This is a genomic window from Kitasatospora sp. NPDC007106 (assembly GCF_040634455.1).
In the GTDB taxonomy this organism is placed as follows: domain Bacteria; phylum Actinomycetota; class Actinomycetes; order Streptomycetales; family Streptomycetaceae; genus Kitasatospora; species Kitasatospora arboriphila.
In genome coordinates this window covers 1-2,677 of record NZ_JBEYFP010000781.1, presented here as the reverse complement: position 1 = coordinate 2,677, position 2,677 = coordinate 1, and the positions used below count along the sequence as shown (strand labels likewise).

The window sequence follows — 2,677 nt, the reverse complement described above, 5'->3', positions numbered from 1 at the left end:
GTATATGATAGGGGGGGGGGGTGTGGGGAGGACATCCCTCGGGAGGTTGCCGCGGGGTCAGTTCGCCGTGCCGAAGCCGTCCAGGATGCGCTGGGCGGCCAGGGTCGCGGTCAGGGTGCCCTGCCGGACCTGCTCCTCCACGACGGGGACGAGCCGCCGCACCTCGGGGTGCTCGCGGAGCCGGGCGAGCAGCTGGTCGTGGACCATCGCCCACGTCCAGTCGACCTGCTGGTCGCGCCGCTTGGCGTCCAGGGCGCCGGTGGCGTCGAGCAGGCTGCGGTGCTGCTGGAGGCGGTCCCAGAGGACGTCCAGCCCGAGGCCGCCGAGGCCGCTGCAGGTGAGCACCGGCGGTGTCCAGGCGGCGTCCGGCGGCTGGAGCAGCCGCAGGGCGCCGGCCAGTTCGCGGGCGGCGGCCTTGGCGTCCCGCTCGTGCGGGCCGTCCGCCTTGTTGACGGCGACCAGGTCGGCCAGCTCCAGGACGCCCTTCTTGATGCCCTGGAGCTGGTCGCCGGTACGGGCGAGGGTGAGCAGCAGGAAGGAGTCCACCATGCCCGCCACGGTGGTCTCCGACTGCCCGACGCCGACCGTCTCCACCAGGACGACGTCGTAGCCGGCGGCCTCCATCACCACCATGGACTCGCGGGTGGCGCGGGCCACGCCGCCGAGCGTCCCGGAGGTGGGGGAGGGCCGGACGAAGGCGTTCGGGTCGACGGAGAGCTTCTCCATCCGCGTCTTGTCGCCGAGGATGGAGCCGCCCGTCCGGCTGGACGTCGGGTCGACGGCGAGCACCGCGACCCTGTGCCCCATGCCGGTGAGCATGGTGCCGAGGGCCTCGATGAAGGTCGACTTGCCCACACCGGGGACACCGGTGATGCCGACCCGGACGGCCCGGCCGGAGTGCGGCAGCAGGTCGACCAGCAGCCGCTGGGCGAGCTCGCGGTGGTCGGGCCGGATGGACTCGACGAGGGTGATGGCCCGCGCGATCCAGGCGCGCGAGCCGTCCAGGACACCCTGCCGGTACTGGTCGAGGTCGATCGTCCGGGCCACGGCTCAGCGGCTCACAGCTCGTGGCCGAGGTCGGCGGCGAGCGAGGTGAGCAGGTCGTGGGCGGCGTCCGGGATCACGGTGCCGGGCGGGAAGACCGCGGCGGCGCCCATCTCCAGGAGCGTCGGGATGTCCTGCGGCGGGATCACGCCGCCGACCACGATGGTGATGTCCTCGCGTCCGGCCTCGGCGAGTTCGGCCTTCAGCGCCGGCACCAGGGTGAGGTGGCCGGCCGCCAGCGAGGAGACGCCGACGATGTGCACGTCGGCCTCGACGGCCTGCCGGGCGACCTCCGCCGGGGTCTGGAACAGCGGGCCGACGTCGACGGTGAAGCCGAGGTCGGCGAAGGCGGTGGCGATCACCTTCTGGCCGCGGTCGTGGCCGTCCTGGCCCATCTTGGCGACCAGGATGCGGGGGCGGCGGCCCTCGGCCTCCTCGAAGCGCTCGACGAGGTCGCGGGTGCGCTGCAGCGAGGTGGAGGGGCCTGCTTCGTCTCGGTACACACCGGAGATGGTACGGATCTGCCCGGAGTGCCGGCCGTACACCTTCTCGAGTGCGTCGGAGATCTCGCCGACGGTGGCCTTGGCACGGGCGGCGTTCACCGCGAGCGCCAGCAGGTTGCCGTCCAGCGAGGCGCCCTGCGGGCCGGCCTCGGCGGCCCGGGTGAGCGCGTGCAGGGCGTCCTGGCAGACCTGCTCGTCGCGCTCGGCGCGCAGCCGGCGGAGCTTCTCGATCTGCTGGGCGCGCACCGAGGAGTTGTCGACCTTGAGGACGTCGATCTGCTCGTCGTTGGCGACCCGGTACTTGTTGACGCCGATCACCGGCTGGCGGCCGGAGTCGATCCGCGCCTGGGTGCGGGCGGCGGCCTCCTCGACGCGAAGCTTGGGGATGCCCGCGTCGATCGCCTTGGCCATGCCGCCGGCCGCCTCGACCTCCTGGATGTGCTGCCAGGCGCGGCGGGCCAGGTCGTGGGTGAGCTTCTCGACGTACGCCGAGCCGCCCCACGGGTCGATGACCCGGCAGGTGCCGGACTCCTGCTGCAGCATCAGCTGGGTGTTGCGGGCGATCCGGGCCGAGAAGTCGGTCGGCAGGGCGAGCGCCTCGTCGAGGGCGTTGGTGTGCAGCGACTGGGTGTGGCCCTGGGTCGCCGCCATCGCCTCCACGCAGGTGCGGGTGACGTTGTTGAACACGTCCTGCGCGGTGAGCGACCAGCCGGAGGTCTGCGAATGGGTGCGCAGCGACAGCGACTTGGCGTTCTGCGGGTCGAACTGCTTGACCAGCTTGGCCCACAGCAGCCGGGCCGCGCGCAGCTTGGCGACCTCCATGAAGAAGTTCATGCCGATCGCCCAGAAGAACGACAGCCGCGGCGCGAAGGCGTCCACGTCCAGTCCGGCGCCGAGGCCGGCCCGCAGGTACTCCACACCGTCCGCGAGGGTGTACGCCAGCTCCAGGTCGGCCGTGGCTCCGGCCTCCTGGATGTGGTAGCCCGAGATGGAGATCGAGTTGTACCGCGGCATCTTCTGCGAGGTGTACGCGAAGATGTCCGAGATGATCCGCATCGAGGGCTGCGGCGGGTAGATGTACGTGTTGCGGACCATGAACTCCTTGAGGATGTCGTTCTGGATGGTCCCCG

The 2,677-nt window shown here is 71.8% G+C and carries 2 protein-coding genes; both read right to left on the bottom strand.

Translation table 11 applies throughout. The features are described from left to right. Positions 1 to 57: 57 nt before the first annotated feature. Positions 58 to 1,047 carry a methylmalonyl Co-A mutase-associated GTPase MeaB gene (gene meaB / locus ABZ641_RS32255; RefSeq protein ID WP_344625528.1) on the bottom strand — a complete coding sequence of 330 codons (990 nt, stop codon included), beginning with the start codon at positions 1,045 to 1,047 and terminating at the stop codon, positions 58 to 60. An 11-nt stretch (positions 1,048 to 1,058) separates the two neighbouring features. Continuing rightward, positions 1,059 to 2,677 (bottom strand): methylmalonyl-CoA mutase (scpA, locus tag ABZ641_RS32250; protein WP_359987585.1); only part of this gene is annotated, 1,619 nt, incomplete at its 5' end.